General features: G+C 41.0%; 14 protein-coding genes, 1 tRNA gene and 1 pseudogene. 5 read left to right on the forward strand and 11 right to left on the reverse strand.

Annotation, left to right across the window (positions count from 1 at the left end):
- The 4 genes and pseudogenes from HPS54_RS11840 to HPS54_RS11855 form a co-directional block, all read left to right on the forward strand.
- A pseudogene (locus tag HPS54_RS11840) lies at nucleotides 1-123 on the forward strand (IS5/IS1182 family transposase); the annotation flags it as partial.
- Nucleotides 124-245: 122 nt separating this feature from the next.
- Nucleotides 246-977: an Ig-like domain-containing protein gene (locus HPS54_RS11845; RefSeq protein ID WP_216653079.1), complete on the forward strand. Its 732-nt coding sequence runs from the start codon at nucleotides 246-248 to the stop codon at nucleotides 975-977.
- A gap of 115 nt (nucleotides 978-1,092) precedes the next feature.
- Nucleotides 1,093-1,560 (forward strand): hypothetical protein, encoded by a 468-nt coding sequence (locus HPS54_RS11850; protein ID WP_172345655.1) that lies wholly within the window; start codon nucleotides 1,093-1,095, stop codon nucleotides 1,558-1,560.
- A gap of 106 nt (nucleotides 1,561-1,666) precedes the next feature.
- Complete coding sequence (locus tag HPS54_RS11855; RefSeq protein WP_172345656.1) at nucleotides 1,667-2,041, forward strand: hypothetical protein; 375 nt, start codon at nucleotides 1,667-1,669, stop codon at nucleotides 2,039-2,041.
- A 23-nt stretch (nucleotides 2,042-2,064) separates the two neighbouring features.
- Here HPS54_RS11855 and HPS54_RS11860 read toward each other — a convergent pair whose 3' ends face one another.
- From HPS54_RS11860 to HPS54_RS11900, 9 genes are all read right to left on the reverse strand, one after another.
- Nucleotides 2,065-2,409, reverse strand: a complete 345-nt coding sequence (locus tag HPS54_RS11860; RefSeq protein ID WP_172345657.1) for a HigA family addiction module antitoxin — start codon at nucleotides 2,407-2,409, stop codon at nucleotides 2,065-2,067.
- A 6-nt stretch (nucleotides 2,410-2,415) separates the two neighbouring features.
- Complete coding sequence (locus HPS54_RS11865) at nucleotides 2,416-2,733, reverse strand: type II toxin-antitoxin system RelE/ParE family toxin (RefSeq protein ID WP_172345658.1); 318 nt, start codon at nucleotides 2,731-2,733, stop codon at nucleotides 2,416-2,418.
- Nucleotides 2,734-2,969: 236 nt separating this feature from the next.
- Entirely contained in the window at nucleotides 2,970-3,689 is a 720-nt protein-coding gene (locus tag HPS54_RS11870; RefSeq protein WP_172345659.1) for a Bax inhibitor-1/YccA family protein, read from the reverse strand.
- A 107-nt stretch (nucleotides 3,690-3,796) separates the two neighbouring features.
- On the reverse strand, nucleotides 3,797-5,095 hold the full coding sequence (locus HPS54_RS11875; RefSeq protein ID WP_172345660.1) for a UDP-N-acetylmuramoyl-tripeptide--D-alanyl-D-alanine ligase: 1,299 nt from the start codon (nucleotides 5,093-5,095) through the stop codon (nucleotides 3,797-3,799).
- A 69-nt stretch (nucleotides 5,096-5,164) separates the two neighbouring features.
- A complete protein-coding gene (gene tamL / locus HPS54_RS11880) occupies nucleotides 5,165-7,462 on the reverse strand; it encodes a translocation and assembly module lipoprotein TamL (RefSeq protein WP_172345666.1) in 2,298 nt (765 codons plus the stop codon).
- A 37-nt stretch (nucleotides 7,463-7,499) separates the two neighbouring features.
- The gene (locus HPS54_RS11885; RefSeq protein WP_172345661.1) at nucleotides 7,500-12,119 is read right to left on the reverse strand and encodes a translocation/assembly module TamB domain-containing protein; all 4,620 of its coding nucleotides are present in this window, start codon (nucleotides 12,117-12,119) and stop codon (nucleotides 7,500-7,502) included.
- Nucleotides 12,120-12,238: 119 nt separating this feature from the next.
- Nucleotides 12,239-12,916, reverse strand: a complete 678-nt coding sequence (locus HPS54_RS11890) for an RluA family pseudouridine synthase (RefSeq protein ID WP_172345662.1) — start codon at nucleotides 12,914-12,916, stop codon at nucleotides 12,239-12,241.
- A 110-nt stretch (nucleotides 12,917-13,026) separates the two neighbouring features.
- On the reverse strand, nucleotides 13,027-13,773 hold the full coding sequence (gene fabG, locus HPS54_RS11895) for a 3-oxoacyl-[acyl-carrier-protein] reductase (protein WP_172345663.1): 747 nt from the start codon (nucleotides 13,771-13,773) through the stop codon (nucleotides 13,027-13,029).
- A 62-nt stretch (nucleotides 13,774-13,835) separates the two neighbouring features.
- A complete protein-coding gene (locus HPS54_RS11900) occupies nucleotides 13,836-14,429 on the reverse strand; it encodes a TetR/AcrR family transcriptional regulator (protein ID WP_172345664.1) in 594 nt (197 codons plus the stop codon).
- Nucleotides 14,430-14,731: 302 nt separating this feature from the next.
- Here HPS54_RS11900 and HPS54_RS11905 point away from each other — a divergent pair.
- A tRNA-Met gene (locus tag HPS54_RS11905) sits at nucleotides 14,732-14,804 on the forward strand.
- A gap of 78 nt (nucleotides 14,805-14,882) precedes the next feature.
- Here the strand turns inward: HPS54_RS11905 and HPS54_RS11910 are convergent.
- Nucleotides 14,883-15,782, reverse strand: a complete 900-nt coding sequence (locus HPS54_RS11910; protein WP_172345667.1) for a cation diffusion facilitator family transporter — start codon at nucleotides 15,780-15,782, stop codon at nucleotides 14,883-14,885.
- A gap of 91 nt (nucleotides 15,783-15,873) precedes the next feature.
- Nucleotides 15,874-18,684 (reverse strand): UvrD-helicase domain-containing protein, encoded by a 2,811-nt coding sequence (locus HPS54_RS11915; RefSeq protein WP_172345665.1) that lies wholly within the window; start codon nucleotides 18,682-18,684, stop codon nucleotides 15,874-15,876.
- Nucleotides 18,685-18,925 lie beyond the last annotated feature (241 nt).

Raw genomic sequence — 18,925 nt, forward strand, 5'->3', positions numbered from 1 at the left:
GACAGTTTTAGATCCATACTCACGAGATTTGATACAACCGTATCCAGTTGGAAAGGATGGAATTATCTCGCATTTGCTGTGGTTTTTCTTAATAAAATTCACAAATCACAAAAGTTTAAATGAGTTCAATATATTATTTTAATTCAATGGGAATAAATAGTAAAATATCACGGACTATATTATATATAATTCTTCTAGTATTAACAAATGTTAAGGCTATTGCATCTATAAAAGACGGGGAAGGAATGGTTTATGAGGGCAGTACGGCAACAATAGCGTTGGCGGATACGTATAAGAGGACGTTGAGGAAAGCAACAAGCGTTACTTACTCGTGGTCTTCGGAAAGTACTTATTACATGGCAGTGACAAGTTCCACACAGTATTATGCTACGATAAGGGGCGTCAGACCAACGTCTTCGTGCAAGCTGTTTTTCAAGTGCAGCTATTATATCGACGGGCATTACAGGACTATGGATATATATTATGACATCGTGGTAAAGGCATCTTCCGTAAACGTGACGAATGTTTATATCAGTCCGTCAAAGGCAGAAATGAAAGTGGGTGGCACCATACAGCTTACGGAAAGTGTATATCCTGCAAACGCGACTAACCGTAACGTGAACTGGATGAGTAATGACAACACGGTTGCTTCTGTAAACAGTAGTGGATTGGTAAAGGCAAATTCTCCGGGAACGGCAACTATTACATGTATTGCCGCCGACGGCAGCGGATGTCGTGACTATTGTTTTGTAACGGTGCAACCGGAGACTTCCGGCGTTTCTGTTGTTAAAGAAGAACCTGACGGTTTCCGTATAGACGGCAATGCTCTTGTTTTTGAAAAAGAGGTATATATAAATGTATATCGTCTTGACGGCAGGCTTGTATTTTCCGGAATAACACGGTGTTTGGATGTGTTGGACAAAGGTATTTATATTGTAAAAGTAGACGGTAAGTATAAAAAAGTAATTATAAAATAGACTTTTATCGTTATCAAATGGTTACAAATTTGTTTTTATAAACATTGAGAATAAAAAGTATTGCAGATCCGATAGATTACATTATTGATTATGCTCTTTAGAAAAAACAGGATAGATGAGAAATGTATTTATAATGTTATGTATGCTGGCAACAATTAAAATGTCGGCTCAGGTTACAATGGACACGGCTGATTCTGTTGTCATCGATACAGTTTGTACCAATTCGTGTTTGGTAGATACTGTTGCATACGATGTGGATTTGAATTCTGCTGTTGTTTCAGAAAACGGAGTTGCACAGATTTCGTTGGATATGTGCGACAGTCTTATGGTGTCTGATGTCACAGACCGCTATGGCGTGGTGTATAAGGACGGGAAGTGTGGTGTGTATGACATTGCCAGACATGAGAATGTTACGGATATAGAGTTCGATTATCTGAGATATTCGCATCGCATAGAAATGGAGATAGGATTTTGTTCTTATTTTTATTGGGAGTCAGGCGGCTCTTCAGGTGCAGTAGGCATTGTTGAAGAGGATAATCATTTCATGATAATAACTGCACCTAAGGAAAAAGACGGAGAGTGAGACATAAATCCGTGAAACGGAAATATTTTTTAATTTTGGATTATCAGATATGAAAAAGCGTTCGGAACCGGTTAAGCGATTTTTTCGGTATCTAAAGGATGCCGGTATGAAAGTTGAGACATTGGATGCGTCTTATGGCATATATGCTTTTGAGTATCGAACTGTAGAGCTGTATGTATCTACGAGCGAGGATGACGATGTGATAACTCTTGCCTCCAAATATTTCATGAGGGGCATGCCGAGCGACAAGGAGTTTAACTTTAATCAGATGCTGAAAGTATTGCCGGGTGATTATAGCGATTATGAAATAGAACTTCTGCCTTATGGCGACTGTTGTATGAGCAGGGCGTGGCGGTTCGATATTGAAAAGAATGATACGCCGGATAAGTTGTTCAAGAATATGCTTGATGATATGGTTAATGCAACGTTTGGACTTATCAGCGCGATAAGGAGTACTGAGAAGAAATATGATTATTATTGAGGGAAGGTAAATGTGCTTGTTGCCTATAAGGCAGCAGCACATTTACGGATGTCTGCAAGCCTTTTTAGGAAAGACTTGTCTGACTTTGCTTTTTGCATGTCATATCTGTATTGCTGTTTCAGCCATATTTCGGCATTGATGCCGAGAACCGCTTCAAACATAAGTGCATATTCTGTGGAAACAGAACGTTTGCCGTTAAGTATTTCGTTCAATAAAGAAGGGGATATGCCCATTTGTCCTGCGAGTTTTCTTTGTGATATCCCACGGTATTCTATTTCGTCCTTAATCATTTCTCCCGGATGTATCGGCTGTGATGGGGCAATGTTGTTGGCAATCATTTGTGGATCTATGTCTCTTAATGTAATCATATACGTTTATTTATAATGGTTTGACAACTCTATTATATTGCATACAGTAATGGTAGGTTCGTCTGACAAATCCTTTACGGTAAATTCTATGCGGTATTTATTATTTACACGTATGGACGATATACCTTTCTTGTCTCCTTTTAATGCTTCATAGTTCAAAGAATTTATTGTAAATAAATCCTCTATTTTAGTTGCAACTAAGAGGAACTCAATACATTTTTGGTAGCGTCTTATTATATCAGATTGGAACCGATGTTTCTTGTCATTTGTTTTTCCTTTTTGGTATAAGTCCTTTAAGTATTCTTTTTCGAATGTTACTATCATAAGTATATTATTACTTGATTGCAAATTTAATATATAAAGGTGTAATTCACAAATAAGTGAATACCTTTTTGTGCAATATTAACACACATACCAGAAAAGAAAAATATAATTGAGAAGGTTATAAAAGATGACATGATTGTGTCTTTATAGAAAAAGCTATGCTTTAGAGTGCGTAAACGATAGCTTTACGCTTCCTAAAGCATAGCTTTTTTGTATCTGTTTTAAATTATTGTTTATCAATCTCTGCTGCTTCCGAAAATTCTAAGCATGTAGAGGAACAGGTTTATGAAGTCAAGATAAAGTGTAAGCGAACCTAAAAGTGCCATTTTCTGTGCGCTTTCGTCCATGCTGTCTGCCATTATCAGCATCTTCTTTATCTTCTGTGAATCGTAAGCTGTGAGACCAACGAATATCAGTACGCCGATGTAGCTGATGATAAGGTTCATTGTTCCGCTCTTTACGAAAAATACGTTGACTATCGTGGCAATGATTATGCCGATAAGAGCCATAAAGAGAATCTTGCCTAAAGAAGTGAGATCTGTTTTAGTAACGTAGCCGATAAACGCCATTACGGCAAATGTTCCTGCCGTAATGAAAAACACACTTGTTATCGATGACATTGTATAGGCAAGGAATATTATGGACAGCGTGGCTCCGTTAAGTACCGAATAGAGTATGAAAAGCATCGTAGCCGTGGTCAGTGACAGACGGTTTATTGCAGCCGAAACTCCCCATACAAGTGCAAGCTCTCCTATGATAAGTCCGAAAAACAATATCTTGTTTGTAAGTATTGCCGTCATTATTCCGGGACTATTCGCCACTCCGTATGCCGTAAATCCTGTTATAACCAGCGCGAGTGTCATCCATACGTATATCTTGCGCATAAGTGCGGGAAACGCCAATGACGCATATCCCTCTTTCTCTTGTATCAAATCATACAGTCTTTTTTCATCCATAGTTATATTGTTGTTATGTTAATGTAATATGATATGCGTATCAAAGATACGCCTTTTTCCATATATGTGTATATCGTTTAATAAAAAATGTTTGTTTTTCACACTCGTTACAGCAATTCGGGCAGCTGGAACAGTTTGGTGCCGTTGCTTCCTTTTATGAGTATATAATACCCTTCGGGGCGGTGTATGGCTATTTCTTCCTTAACTTCCTCTACGTTACGGAACTTGCGGAAGTTGCATTCCGTCCGTCCGAACTCTTCGCCAACCAACCATACATTATCTATTCCTGCCGTTTTAAGAAAGTCCGTAACCTTGTGATGTTCCTCACTGCTTGCCGCTCCCAGTTCGCGCATGTCTCCCAATATTGCCATTTTCGGAGATACTTCCATGTCACGGAAGTTGGCAAGGGCTGCTGCCATGCTTGTTGGGTTGGCGTTATAAGTGTCTACAATCAGCTTGTTGTATGGCGTTATGTCAAGTTGTGAACGGTTGTTTTCGGGTTTATAGTTCTCCAAGGCATGTTCTACCTGTTGCTCCGTTACGCCGAAGAACAATCCTACACATGCCGCTGCCAGCATGTTGCAGATGTTGTATGAACCGATAAGATTGGTCTGTGTCTCGTGCCAGTTACCGTCTGTCTTCTTCCATTTGAACTTAAGCAGGGGAGCACATGAAACCACCTCGCCACGTATATACAGACTGTCCTCATTGCCAGTGCCGTATTTTACAAGTGTAAGTCCTTCTGAAATATTCACAAGGTGCTCGTTGCCGCCATCAATGAACACTGTTCCGTGATTCGTCCTCAGATAGTCGTACAGTTCCCCTTTTGTCTTTATTACACCTTCGAATGAACCGAAGCCTTCAAGATGCGCCTTGCCAACGTTGGTTATTATACCATAGTCAGGTTCGACGATATTTACGAGCGTCTTGATTTCTCCCGGATGGTTTGCCCCCATTTCAACCACGGCAATGTCATGTTCAGGTGTAAGGCGTAGCAATGTTTTAGGTACGCCTATGTGATTGTTCAGGTTGCCCTGTGTGCAGAGCACGTTGTATTTCTCCGAAAGCACGGCGGTGATAAGCTCTTTTGTGGTTGTCTTACCGTTTGTTCCGGTGATGCCGATGATCTTTGTCCCTATCTTACGGCGGTGATAGTTGGCAAGTTGCTGCATTGTTTCAAGACAGTTGTCTACGAGTATAATGCGGTCGTTTCCTTCCAAGGCATACTCTTTTTCGTCTATTACGGCGTATGCCGAACCTTTGTCAAGTGCTTTTTCAGCAAAGGCATTGCCGTTGAAAGAAGCCCCCTTCAGTGCAAAGAACATCGATCCGGCAGGACAGTCACGGCTGTCGGTGGTTATTGATGTGCACTTGCGGAATATTTCGTACAGTTTTGATATTTCCATTTGTTGTATTGTTTGAGTTTTGAATTGCGAGATTTTGGGTTTATGCTTTTAACCGGTTGTTGCTCCGTATCAAAACGGATAGCCTACAGCAAAGTGCAGACTCTGTCCGTCGTGGAAATTGGGAATGTTATAGAAACCACCTTTATCTGTTTCATACGGAACGTGCAGTCCAAGCCCCCAGTCGAGTCTTATTACAAGGAACTCAAGGTCGTAGCGTATTCCCACACCTGTACCTACAGCCATTTCCTTCAATGCGTTTTTCAGTTTGAACTGAGCGCCTTTTCTGTATCCGTCGTCCCTTATGCTCCACACGTTTCCGGCATCGAGGAATGTTGCCCCGTAAAGACTGCCGAAGATGTTGAAGCGGTATTCCATATTCATTTGTAGCTTTATGTCTCCGGTCTGATCAAGGTATGACAGTCTTGAATTGTCTGCCTTGTAGCTTCCCGGACCTATGCTGCGCACCGTAAAGGCACGTATGCTGTTTGCGCCTCCTACATAAAACTGCTCGCTATAGGGCGATGTGTCGGAGTTGCCGTATGAATATATCACGCCCGCACCGACATGTCCCACAAACTGCGACTTGTTTCCAAGTTGCCAGATTTTGCTGAAGCTTGTCTCTACTTTAAAGAACTGGGCATATGCATTCTTGAACATCTGCTTCTCTTTTTCGCTCCATTTGTGTCCAGCAACCATATATCCCAGCGATAATATGTTTCCTGCCTCGGACGCGGTTGTTTCCCATGTTATGGGATTGCGGTATGTCTGAGGACTTGTATATTTATATGTATAGCGTATTTTCGGTATAAGCACGTCCTGCATGGTTGTATACAGGTAGGGATTCTCGTTCATTATCTCGTTGAACCTCTCCGTCTTGTAGTTCATATACTGATATGTCAGCGTGAGCGGACTTAGCTCGTGCATCTTGTTTGCCTTGCGTTGCCACCGATAGGTCCATTCTCCGGATGCCGTGTGCATTTTGAAATAATCAGGACGGTTGAGCACATTCAATGATGCTTTGACCACTGTTGACGGCGTTGTGTGGAAACGTCGTCGGCGCAGGAAAGGTACGATAAGGCGCGGAAACTCTATCGAAGCATCGGCTCCGTATTCGTATGAATTCATGCCGGACGACACGTTGTTTATGTCGTTGCTTGTCTGCCACTCATACGAACCATGCAGATTGATGTCAAGTTTCTCTCCTCCGCGAAACGCATTGTATTTTGTAAGACCCATTACCAGCTGCGGACCGGTGCGCCCGTTCACCTTGTTTATGTAGTTTGTCTCTATGTAAAAGTCATAAGGCTTGTTGAACACACACGTAAGTGTAAGGTCGAGAGTGTCGCATGCAGCCGTGGTGTCGCGTGGAGTAAATCCGAACTGCACCATATTGAACAATCCCGAACCGTTGATTTTGTTTGCTGACTCGAGATATTTGCTGTAGCTGTACATCTGACGGGGACGCAATTTCAGGTCGCGCAGTATGATACGTGGACGTATCGGCGGGCGTCTGCCGTTAAAACGTACTGTGAAATGACGATGGCTGAACGAGTCTTTCAGATTTTCCATGAACTGTTTCATGAAATTTATCTTTATATTCCCGATATACCATTTGTGCTTTGCGTTATCCGGAATGCCGTTCGCCATTTGCAGGCGCAACTGTACTTTACCCGGTACGGCTATTGTATCGGCAAGATACGAGGCATATCCCGATTGATAATAGTAGTATCCGTTGTCGCGAAACAGGTTTGTTATGCGTATGCGCTCTGCATCGAGCGATGCCACATCGAACGGGTCGTTTTGATGTATCAGCCGCTTATCTTCGGTTACTCGTATAAGACTGTCTGCCACATCCGGAAAATTTACATATTGGACTGTGTCTATAGTAAACAGTTGGTTGGCTTTTATGTTGTAGCTTATTTTTGCTTTCTTCGGATTTTTCTGCGGTATGATACTGTAATCCACATTGGCATGGAAGTAACCGTGATTGCGCATTACGGATTTTGCCACCGATGCACGCAGTTCCGGATTGACTTGACTCATAAGTACCGGTGCTTTTCCGAAAGTCTTCGTTATCCATTTTGCCACTTTCCCGTCCGAACCGGAAAAGGCATTCCATATCCATAGTCCGTATGGAAAGGGCGTGCGGTAATAAGAACTTCCGAACAACGCTCCATTGGGGGCTGTGGCAAGTGCAGCTTCGACTTCTTCTTTTGTTTCATCGAAGTGCGCGCCCTTTTCGTAGTTGTCATATTGTATGGTCTTTAGTCCGATGAAGAGCCGGTCGTTGTCCGGTATATGTTTTGTCGTGGAGCACGATGCCAGCATCATCACCATGCCGGCAATGACGGCATGGATATGCCGCATGCCGTTTTTATGGAAACACTTGCTGTCTTTGTTTTTATTAGTCGTTCTCATTTTTCCTTATGTTTGTTGTATCTCTTGGTGCAGGAACAGGCTCCTTGTCTTTCTTGAACTTTATGATGTCTCTGAAATGTTGCAGGTTGCGACGCCATATAAAGCCGACTCCGAACTCGCGTGTGCTTCCTTCGAGCCAGTCGTATGCATTATTGTCATAGAACAGTTTGACATATTTGTTTGCGGTGTTGTCAAGCCTATATTCAAATACCACGTTGTCAAAGAACGAATTGTTCTGGTTCGTGACATCCGGACCGGTAGATACTTTGCCGCCAACAACAATCTTAAGACGGTTGTTCCAAAAACGCTTTGCAAATTTGAATGAATAGTCTGTGTGCATGTTTCCTCCTGCATCTGTCGTGTTATCCATTCCCACGCTAAGATCAAGCGTCCGCAGTGCGTTGCCCGTGATTTGGTTTATCTCTCCTTCGAGGAATGAACTTAGGGCATTGTTCATAGAGAAACGTCCGGTGTTGCCATCGGCAAGATACATACCCGTTGTCAGCATCGTAACGGCAAGTTTGCCGCGCTGTTCCACACTCATTGCGGCAAGTTCGTTATGAAGCGACATGTCTTCGGGAGCGTCAATAGTAAATTCAAGTCCCATGTCCGACAATGTACGTGTTATTATCACTCCGCTGTCAAATTCAACGGTGCGACCTTGTCCTCCGTCCTTTGACACAGATGCTTTTGTACGTTCCGTTGCGGTTATGTTGAGGCGTGGGTTCATCGGGTCGCCCGTAAACTCTATATAGCTGCCGTCCTTAATAGTAAATGTTTTGAGAGGGATTATCGGAAGCGAGTATTTCATCTCTCCGTTGTTCAGGGTGTATCTTCCGGTGAGCATGATGTCATCGGTAGGATTATATTGCAGACGCAAGTTGCCTCCTCCTGTCAGATCGACATAATTTGACTGGTCGGCATTGATATAACATATAATGTGTGCACCGCTTGCAATGCCAATTGTCATGTCTACATCAAGTCCGGACAATGTCGGACGACTGACGGTTGTCTGTGTCGTGTCATTGAAATTTGTGAATTTTACAAGTTCATCAAGCCTGTTGTCATTGGACAAGGGAGAGTCGCGCAGGATATATGCCATGTCTGTGGTTCCGAGAACGTCCAGTTTTCCACGCATCTTCAGGTTGTCCATAGGACCGTTTATCATGCCGAAGAAATTGACAAAGGCTTTTCCGAATGCGATGCTGTTGATTTGTTCCTTGGAGTTTATTATCTGATAGTTCTGCGCTTTCATCCTAAGGTTCATCTTCATGTTACCGAGATCGGTGAAATCGATGTCGCCATAAAGGTTAAGAGGATTGTTGTTGTAAGAGAACATCTCAAAGTTTTCAAGCAGCAGGTGGCTTCCCACTATGCGTACCGGGTCGTCGCTGAAACGCAACTCCACCCCGTACGGAACGCTTACAAGATAAGATGAGTCGAGGAAGACCTCACCGTTTACCTGCGGTTTGTCCAATGCCCCCTTGATTTCCACCGAACCGTCGGCATATCCCTTGAAACCGATTATGCGGTCTGGTATGAAACCGTTGACGAGTGAAAGCGGAAGACGTTTCATATCCATTCTTGCATCAAGAGAACCGTTGTTCTCCGAGGAGTAGGTTCCGACGATGCTTCCCACTTCCATGCCGTTGTTCATCAGCATACCGTCTACATAGTGCGAACCGTCTTCTTTAGGCATATACACGAATTCTGTTGCAATGTCGCCCATGGGATTGCCCTCGTATGTCATGCCATCAACCGATAAAGTAGATGAAACGGACAGTTGGTCGGTTGTCTGTATCATGTGAAAATCGCCGTTCATCATTCCGGTTACATGCGGCATATAGGGTATAACCGACATTATCTTGTCAAGATCGAAACGGTTAAGGCTCACTGTAATGTCTTGTAAAGCCTCTACGTTCTCGTCGTTGGTATATATCTGTACACCGGTCTTGTCTTCGGCGATAAGGTTTAGTTTTGCAGAAATTCTTCTGTCTCTACCCATGAAGATATAGTTGTCTTCATTAACGTCGAATGTCTTATAGCCCAAAACCGTGTTGTCCGTAAGCATGTGGAGTCTTATTCCGTCCGTTTCGAGCGTGGCTTTTGCTCCGAGCTTCACTCCCAAACGGTTTTCGGCATCATAATACTTTACATTCACACCGGCGTCTTTTTCGTGTATATATCCGTCGAACAGCGCGTTGAACACATATTGCGGATTATTCTTGCCGTTACGTATCTGACCTTTATAATTGCATTTTGCAGAATCAGACTCAACCGTAAACCTGATAGTATCTAAAAGCATGCTGTCTACCCGCAGTTCAGTAAGTTGCATCTTTCCGTTAAGTCCGGAATAAGGACATGCTGTCATGTCGATGACAGCATCTTTAAATGCGTATCCGAAATAGGCAAGCATTCTGCTGAACGGATTTTCTTTACCTGTGGTGAGATTTATTTTTGCCTGTGGCAGCATGCTCCGAAGCATCTTATGTTCCAGATGCTTGTTTTTAAGTTGTGTTATAAGTTCATTGGCAAATTTGCTACTCTTGTTGATAAGTGCTTCGTATCCCCCTTCGGCATTCATTTTCAAATGGAAGTCGCCACAATTTACATACGCATGTGTTGTATCCCTGTCTGTGAATACGTTCATTGTTATCTCGTCGGGTCTGAATACTTTCAGTGAATCTTTTACTGTAAGGTCGCCAATATTTCCTTGAATGCTGTAAAGTTTTTTCATGTCAGACAACAAGTCTACATGTCCGCACAGTGCAACCGATATAGGTCGTTTGACAATGTCAAGCCCTTTAAGATCGGCATGATGAAGATCGGCAAACACCGTTGCCTGCAATTTCTTGGGGTTGATGAGTGCATCGAATGATATGAGACCTCTTATAAGCCGGTTGTTGCTGTCGATATTGGCATGTGCCACACCTCTGTCTATTCTCGCATTTGCCTTGATATTGTCGAGATTGTATTGTCCGAAATGAAATTTTATTATTTCTGCATCGGCGTCAAGTCTTGTTGAAGTTGATGTAAAGTCGGTTCCTTTACCTTTTATATATATATTGCCCGTAAAGTCGCGCATACCGCTTTTTGGAAGGAAATGCTGTATCTGTAAGTTACTTGCTTCCATGTCTGCCTCATATTGCATGGCTTCGGCATTGAAGTTTCCTTTTGCCTTTAGCACTCCGGTTCCTTCTCTTGCTGTCAGGTTTGCAGAATAGCCTTTGTTTCCGTTAGCCTTTATGTTTCCCTTGATACCTATTCCGGAAGGTATACGCATATCCCCCATTGCATCTGCTACCAGTGCCGTAAGGAAGTTAATGTTGTATGTGTTTGCTTCTATATTGATGTCGGCGTTCAGTTTGTCGGTATCTGTTATGTTGTCGGCAAATCCTTCTGCCGTAAGTTTGAATGCAGTAGGTAGGTTTACATTTAACCCTGCAATGTCAAGATGTTTTAAGTTCCCCTTTATCGCAGTCTTTACTGTAAGTGGATAATTGGGCCATTGACGGATAAAGTTTGTCGGCATTCCACCCATGAAAAGCATAATATCTTGTTTGCCAAACGAACCATCTGCACTAACTTTTATTTTCCCAGGATTTTTATCATCAAAGGTATTGAGATCCATTGCGATGTTTGCCGACAATGAAGATTCAGACGTTCTAAGATGCACTGCCGGAATGTTTATCTTTGAAGAGTCGAGAGCAATGAAACCATTCAAATCCTCTACCGTTATGCCGCTCTTTTCTTTGAAGCTGCACGACTGTAATGCCATTGTCAGTTTGGGATCTTGATAGAACAACGTGTCTATACCGATATTAATATCGGTTAGAGAGAGATGATTATAGTCTAAGCCTTTGGTACGTGTTTCAAACTTGTTGTCGTATTTCAGAGCGCCGTCTTTCCAATCGAACCGGTTTATCCGGTACAGTCCTTTGTATAAGTCGAAAAATCCGTCGCTGGCATAAGTCTTTCCCATATATGCCCAAATCTGTAGCGTATCTCCCGGCATGTGCACTGTCACTCCGGTATTCTCGACAGACAGTTTGTCTACGTTTATTTTCCAGAAGTTCTCGCTTTTTGTGGTGTCAGGTGGAACGGTGTCGCTAAGTTCCACTGTTACGTTGGCGTCTTTCAGTCTCGCATCGTCTATTCTAAGTTTTTCTTTTCCGATGTCTATGCCGTGGCTTTGCATGCTTAACAGCCCGATATTTCCTTTTATTCTCGCTTCATGTATGAAATCTGTAGTATTAAGTTGCATGTCGTTAAGTTCGATAGCATCGATTTCCACCTGCTGTCTGAACAGTGGTAACATCTTGACGTCTGCAATTAGACGCTTTACGTTTGCAACAGTGTCTTTTACCTGCGGTATGGAGTCATTTTGTTTTATTACTTTAAACCCCTCGATGCTGAGATCGAGCGGGAACGCAAGACTGACATGCTCCACGGATATTTCCATTCCGGTCTTTTCTGAAGCGTATGATGTTACTTGTTTAACTATCCAGTTTTGGACAGGAGGAATATATATTAGTATTGCAAGTGCTACAAACAGTAGTATTGGTACAAGGATTACTATACCTATCCACTTAAATATTTTTTTCATAAGGGCTTACGTATACAAACTTATCAGTCCACCGGTCATTTGACATAGGACAATGCAAAGTAAACAATTATTCCTGAAAAAATGAAAAGTTTTAAGTTTTATTGAATAATAAGCTGGAGTTACAATATGGATTTGGAAATATCTTTCCATAAATTGTCATTGGGAAGGGGAGCTTCCACGCAAATTCTGATTTTTGAAACCGGATGTATAAATTCCACTTTATGAGACATCAACGATATACTTCCGTCTGCATTGCTGCGCTTTGCACCATATTTAAGATCACCTTTTATCGGACATCCTATACTTGCCAATTGGCATCTTATCTGATGATGACGCCCTGTCATAAGGTTAATCTCACAAAGAGTATAGTTTTCGGAACGTCCGATTACTTTATAGTGCAATATGGCTTTCTTTGAACCCGGCACTTCGCGATTGTACACATAACTTTTGTTTTGCTTTTCATTACGTGTCATCCACCCTGTAAGTGTGTTCTCTGGTTCCGTGGGACAGTTCTTGGTTATTGCCCAATATGTCTTTGATACATCACCGTTGCGGAACATTTCGTTTAGACGTGTCAACGCCTTCGATGTTTTAGCAAAGACAACAAGTCCGCATACGGGTCTGTCAAGGCGATGCGCGACACCAAGGAAGACATTTCCCGGTTTTGCATATTTCTCCTTGATATAGTCCTTTACCGTTTCAGACAGCGGCTTGTCTCCTGTCTTGTCTCCCTGTACAATCTCGCCGCTTTCCTTGTTTACAATAATGATATGATTGTCTTCGTATACAACCTGCATCCTTTGAGAATTAAGAATTAAGAGTTAAGAGTTAGGAATTAAGAATGAGAGCGACTTTGATTGTCTTGCCCTGTCAATTCTTAATTCTTAACTCTTAATTCTTAATTAAATCACATATTCATACCACCGTCAACCTGTATAACCTGTCCGCTTACATAGCTTGACATATCCGATGCAAGGAATGTAGCCACATTGGCTATATCTTCGGTTTGTCCGCCACGACGGAGAGGTATCTTCTGTACCCATTCCTTACGTACATCATCAGGCAATGCTGCAGTCATTGCTGTCTCTATAAAGCCCGGTGCAATGGCGTTGGCACGTATGCCGCGGCTACCCAGTTCCTGTGCAATACTCTTGGCAAGTGCAATGAGACCTGCTTTTGACGCAGCATAGTTACACTGTCCGGCATTGCCGTGTACGCCTACGACCGAAGCCATGTTGATGATAGAGCCGTTTCTCTGGCGCATCATTATAGGTGTGCAGGCGTGAATGAAATTGAATGCAGATTTAAGGTTTACAGCTATTACGGCATCCCACTGTGCTTCTGACATACGCATCATGAGACCGTCTTTTGTGATACCGGCATTATTTACCAAAATATCTATGGAACCGAAATCGGCTTTTACTTGATTTACAACTTCCTCTGTCTGCGCAAAGTCAGCTGCATTGCTTGCATAGCCTTTTGCCTTGACGCCTTTTGCTGCAATTTCTGCTTCAGTAGCCTTGCCGTTTTCGTCTATGACCAAGTCTGTAAAAGCGACATTTGCTCCTTCTTCAGCAAATTTAAGTGCGATAGCCTTTCCGATACCGCGTGCTGCACCTGTGATAAGGGCAGTCTTGCCTGTTAATAATCCCATTTTTCTTTATTTGTTTTAATTAAAAATGTAATATTGTTCTTTCACCTAATTATAATAACAGCTTATTTGGCTGTAAGTTTTCCCAATGCCCCGTAAACAAATTTTGCAACAAGAGGCTTACTCGTTTCAGGAGTCATTCCGTGTCCGAGACGACCGCATATATATGGAACCTCAAGCCCCTTTATGCAATAGTGGGTTATATCTGCCACCAGTTCCACGCTGTCAATATCAAACTCGCCTTGCGCAACACCTTCCGAATAAACTTTTCTGAAGAGTTCTATTTCATCTTCGTCAAAGTTTTTCCTTACTTTCTCCACCATCCAGATGTTGCGGAAGAAAGCGGCACGCAGGTTTCCGTTGCGCATCACCGTCTCTTTTATCATGCTGAGGTGGGTATATATCAGTTCTATTATTTTCTCTTGCGGTCTTATTTTGCGCATTGCAACCTCGTCCATCTTGTCCGACAGACGTTCCAGCTCCGATTCGATAACGGCAAAATATATATCCTCTTTGCTTTTAAAATATGTGTACAATGTGCGCCTTCCTTTGCCGGATGCCATTGCAATATCGTTCATTGTTGTATTTTCCAGCCCTTTCTTTGCAAACAACTGTCTTGCCATGTCCACAAGAGTTTGCCTCGTTTTAGATATAGACATTGTAAAAAGCCTCCTCTGTTTCTGATTGTTGCACATTTGATTTCTATTGTGCAAAAGTATCATATTTATTTGATTCGGCAAAATATTTTTACATTTAATTAGGTGGACATCAACCCTATATGTTTATCAGGATATTGGCTCTTGCATACCGGATGTTTAGGTTTTTAAACACTGTCTTATTACCATTTTTGTTAAATACTGTATATTTACTGCATAAATGACAATGAATATTTGGTGATTTGAATAAATATATATACCTTTGCACTCGCATTTCAGAAATGATATGCAGTGGTTAATAATATCGCGGAGTGGAGCAGTTGGTAGCTCGCCAGGCTCATAACCTGGAGGTCGCATGTTCGAGTCCTGCCTCCGCAACTATAAAAGATGCAAAGATAGTTTTAAACTACTTTGCATCTTTTTTGTAATATATATTGTGCCAAACTTCAGCCGCATCTAATTCTGCGGCTCCATATGTATTCCGATATGAGTATTTTCTCCAAACTCTTCTTTTAACGACGCTTCTATCTTTTTTGTGATATCGTGTGCTTCTTTTAGCGTCATGTCACCGTTCATCCGTATGTGTACCTCTATTGCAATTCTATTGCCGATATATCGGGTGCGAAGGTGATGCGGCGACCTTACTTCTGAAAACGACAGGATAATATCAAGGATCTTGTCCTCTATTTCCTTTGGCAATGATTTCTCTAACAGTTCGTCTATGCAGGGCTTTATCAGACGCACAGATACCTTTATAATAAACAGACTTACAACGAGCGCTGCCAAAGGATCCAGCACTCTCCAGCTTTTTCCAAGAAATATAGACCCGCCTATTCCCACAAGTGTGCCAACAGAAGACAGGGCATCGCTTCTGTGGTGCCATGCGTTTGCCATTACAGCTTTTGAGTTGAGTCTTTTGCCTTTCACCATGGTATATCGGTATATTGCTTCCTTTGACAATATCGATATCAGGGCTGCCGCCAAAGCCAACATGCCGGGTGCCTCAATCCGTTCGCCGTTATAGAAAGCAATAATGTTTCTTGTAGAGTCGATAAGTATCCCTATACCAACGGACAATAGGACTGTTCCGATTATTGCAGTGGCAAATGTCTCATACTTACCATGACCATAATCATGGTTTTCGTCCTGAGGCTTTTCCGAAATCCTTACAAAAGCAATTATTATTATGTCTGTCGCAAAATCGGACAGAGAGTGTACGGCATCGGCTATCATCGCAGAACTGTGTCCCACAATACCGGCAACGAACTTGAATATAAGCAGCATGAAGTTCACCATGCTGCCCCAAAGCGTTATTTTGTATATCTCTTTTTCACGAGAAAGATGCTCGTTCTTCATCATACCATTGTTTATATGATAAACAGGACATTTCCTGTTCGATATGCAAAATTATAAAAAAGGCGTGACAACCTACTTGCAATGGAACGATTTATTGCGGATGAAAGTGTTGCATACGATATATTTCTTGGGTCATGTAATTGTTGCATCCGGTCTTGTCCTGTCTATAATTAGTGCATCCTAGAAATGGTTTTTTGTTACGATCATTGCTTTCCTTTACAATAAGATAACCGTCACGACATTTGTCGCATTTTATTATAGACATATCTTCACCGTTAAGATTGTTTGTCATAAAATCACAAATTTCAGGCTCATTAGAACATATCCATAATTTCAGACCGTATGTTTTTTTGTAACGAAGCTGTAAAGGATACCCACATATAGGACATCTTTTTGTTACTACTTCATTCTTGTTATGATAGTTAAGTTCTCCCTGTATACAGATATTTGGATTGTCATTTATGAGTTCTAAGACAAATTCAGATGGATGTTGTTGTGGAGTGATTATATAAACACGATTCTTTGTACGTGTCAGCGCAACATAAAATAGTCGGCGTTCTTCGGCATATTCGATAGTTCTGTCTGTATTTACCACATATCGCATAACAGGATCATCTTGTATCTGAGACGGGAAACCATACATATCATTACGGGCATTGATTATTATGACATTGTCATAGCCAAGTCCTTTAGCACGGTGCACTGTCATGAAATTAAGATATACGGCATTGTATTTTTCAGACCATAAGTAGCCTTTCCTATCATCGTATTTGAAATCTGCGGAACGGCACAGATTATATCCGTCAAATCCATAGCGTCCAAGAAGTAATATAGATGATTTGGGATTTTCTTTTAGAATATCATCCATGACATTTTCTACAGTCTTACCGATAAGATAGAATTTCCCTCCTTTTCCGTTATACAAACTACGGTCAACATTTTCTGTATATGTTTTTATGATTACAGGATTGCTTATATGTTTGGATGATATGAGAGCCTTTCGTATTTGAGCATTGTTCTTCTGAATAAAGTTGCCGGCAATGTTTATTATCTCCTGAGCATTCCTGTATGTTTTTGTAATACGGAGCTCTTGTCCGTATCCGAAACTTTCACAAAATTTGGTAAAAAGCGTGATGTCAGAGCCTGCGTAAGCATATATGGATTGCCAATCATCTCCAACTGCTATTATTTTTGCATTGCACAATTTACCAAGTTCTTTTGTAAGATTAAACCGTTGTCTTGAAATATCCTGATATTCATCAACGATAATATATTTGAAATCAAGTTTTTTACCTTTTATTTCTTCTTCACGGATTATGCGTGCAGAGTCGTTAATCATGTCTTCAAAGTCAATTGCATGCTTCTCTTTAAGACGTTTTGAATATTCGTGATAACACTGCTCGCATATTATTAGAAATAATCTTGTTCGTTCATTGCCTGAATGTATTCGGAATTTGTAGAAGTCATCCAATGTATATCCATTGGTCTTGAAGTTTTGTATGAAAGAACAAATAAGCTTGACTAGTTTGGATATATATTTGTTTTCTTCCGTGCTTACAATCATTTCGAAGACTTCTTTGGGTGAGCGTGGCTCTAATACAAATCCAAGTCTGATAAGTTTTTCTTTAAGATGTACAATTAAATCACATCCATCTTTGAAAGATGAAAAAGTGTATATAAGATCGGTTCTATGCTCTTTATGTATGGTTACCTTGTCGTTTACTTCCTTTTTGTACCGTTCAAGTTCTTTTTCAGTATAGCGATTGTTTCGTCCGTCTTCTGTTATACCGAAATGTTCGATATATGCAATCTTGTCTCCTTGTATGATGGTGAAATCGGGAGTATATGGTTTTCTGGAGCGTAGGATGTTATAAGGATAAGGTTTTTCGTATACATAACTTATCCCATTCATATATAAGAAGTTTGCAATTCTTACCTCCTGTTGTGAACGAAGTGTTTCATGAGATATACTTATGCGTTTGCCTGTACGTTTATTTATAATCTCCTCTGTATATTTACCGATATTTCCACGTAACGTAGAGAAATCAGATTTGGAGATATAATTAAAAAAGTCATTCAGATCATCACCTTCGTATGGAGCATCAAAATAACTTCCGAAGAAAAGAATTAACTTGTCTACAAGTTCAGGATTTTCAAGAATGTTTCCTTTTAGATAATTGTTAATGACATTATACATGAAACCTTCGTTAACAATAGTCATTCTTTCTGTTTCCTGACGTCGTAGTATTGCATATCCGGTTTTATGGAATGTTGTTACCGGACAATTTATTTTCAGTGCTTTGTTTATCTTGTCACGTAGTTCTCCTACAGCTTTGTTTGTAAATGATATAACGAGAATTTGTTCAGGTTTTATTCCTCTTTTTTCAACCAGATATTTTACTTTGGCTGCTACCGTCGTGGTCTTTCCTGCTCCAGCTCCGGCAATGACAAGCATATGGTCTTCGTCTGATAAGATAACAGTCCTTTGTTCATTGTCAAGATTTATATTGGGGTCTACTTTTTTTAGAATATTATCCAAATAGTTCTTATCTTTTACTAAATGATTTTTTATAAATTCGTCGTTGTGTTTCTTGATTAAAGAAGAGCCTTGTGGGTTTGATAAATCAGAGAAATTGTTTATAAAAGAACAGATTCTGTTCTTGTCAATTTCATTTTTAGTACAGAAATGTTCAAGTGTATCTGTTTTTTGCAGTTCTTTGAATGTAGAATACAATTCAGTGAAATCATTCTCCAGATATTTATAATCCTTTCTTGCAATAAAAAGATCTTTGGCAAGAAGTTCTTCCAAAGAATTCTCAAATTGCCTGAGCTTAATAAACTCAGGCAATTTATTGTTTCTTGTCGTGTTTTTCAGACCGAATATTTTTCCGAAAAAAGACATTAATACTTGTTAGTTAGAAGTTACTTTATTATATTCTGTTTCTGTATATTTAGGAGACGGACCGTAATCATTTTCGTAATCATCACTGTCCATGCACATGAAAACTAATAAGACTGAAGATTCCAAATCGAAGTGCAAAATTTTGATTTAGGAATTACCTCTTTCAGAGTATTGTCCGTCCTCTCTTGGGGGCGCGCCCCCAAGAGAGGACGGAGCCAAAGTTTTTAACTGACAAAACAAA

The sequence above is a fragment of the Xylanibacter caecicola genome, assembly GCF_013166515.1.
Taxonomy (GTDB): Bacteria; Bacteroidota; Bacteroidia; order Bacteroidales; family Bacteroidaceae; genus Prevotella; species Prevotella caecicola.